Genomic DNA, 1377 nt, shown 5'->3' on the forward strand with positions numbered 1-1377 from the left:
TTGGATTGGCGAGGCATGAAAACTCCTTTGGTGGAATGTTATGCCTTGCACACAAAATTTCTGACAGGCTCCAGTTGGTAGAGCAACGCACTCGTAACGCGTAGGTCACCAGTTCGATCCCGGTCATCGGCACCAACTCCCGAAGGGGCTCTCCGTCAAAAGAGGGCCCCTTTCCTTTTGTACGTCGCGGACGTGCGATCAGTCACCCTCAAGACGCTTCTTGGTTGCAGCCACAGCTTCGCTGATGGTCTGGCAGGCTCCCGATAGCAGCAGGTCGATGGCGACATAGTTCCTGGCGCTCCAGATGTTGCCGCTTCGGACTTCAGTAGTTGGGATGATGGCTGGCCCCAGCCGATAGACGAAGTGCGGACCTTCGTTTTCCGGCCACGAGGCATGCTCGTCCTTCAGACGGTCAACGACCTGCCAATCTTCGACGTGGTGAATGGCTTGCAACTTCCCGTTGTACCGGAAGCCGATGTAGTTCGGAGGCTCTGCTGGCCAACCTTTTCCGGCAGGATGAAAGTACCGCCCCTCCTTGACCACATCAACCCATGTGTATGTGCTGCCGTCCTCAATCGGTGCGGTGCTCAAGGAGACGACATAGACGGTGTTGTCGGTAATACGGTTTCCGGTCACGTACTTCTCCAAATGTTGTTCTAGCTGCCTGAGCCATAGTTTCTCAATCGGGCTCGTGGCTATTCCTGCCGCCTGTCGCACTTGGGATTGAATATCCCGCCACGTTCTGTGCTTGACCGCAACGCCTTGAATCTCTGGCGGCAGGCTTCGGGCAGCGAAAGCGGTTGGCGCGTCGCTGATCGACAGGAATACTCGGGAACCGATGCTACCCATCCGATCAACGTACCGTTCCAGTTGGGCGCGATGGGCTACGGCAATGCCGACCTTGGCTTCAATGATGCAGTGAAGGTCTTTGGCTCGGATTTCGATATCAGTGAACCCCGCATCGTCCGTGCGGCGCTGGAGGTCGATGCGTGCATCCAGTTCGCCGTAGCTGGCAAAGCCGAGATCGCACAGCAAGAGACTCAGCAGCGCCGGAGACTGCGACAGCGCCCAGCCCAATGCGCCAGTGGCAGAGTTTTCGTCCGTACCTGCCAGGGCAAACACGTTGGGAAGAGCGGCCCCGAATCTTGTTATTGGTATGGTCATAGACCGCAATCCTCGCATGCCTCCCGGCACAAGCTCAATGGCTACCGGATTGATCCGCGCCGATTCTCCGTGGCACACTCATGGCACAGCGGCAGTCTTTTCCAATTCGGGTATGAGCCTGGAGCGACCTGAGATCGGCGACGCGAAGCGAGTCGATCCGTTGTTTGACAGATGCCAGTGTAGCGGGGGCTGCTCTGGCTTTTTTTGATGCAG

1 protein-coding gene is annotated in these 1377 nt (G+C 57.2%); it reads right to left on the reverse strand.

All coding sequences use genetic code 11. From position 1 onward, the window contains the following. Positions 1-198: 198 nt before the first annotated feature. Positions 199-1164 (reverse strand): hypothetical protein, encoded by a 966-nt coding sequence (locus PY257_RS10095; RefSeq protein WP_275741330.1) that lies wholly within the window; start codon positions 1162-1164, stop codon positions 199-201. Positions 1165-1377 lie beyond the last annotated feature (213 nt).

Source organism: Curvibacter soli (assembly GCF_029211125.1).
GTDB classification, from domain to species: domain Bacteria; phylum Pseudomonadota; class Gammaproteobacteria; order Burkholderiales; family Burkholderiaceae_C; genus Curvibacter_A; species Curvibacter_A soli.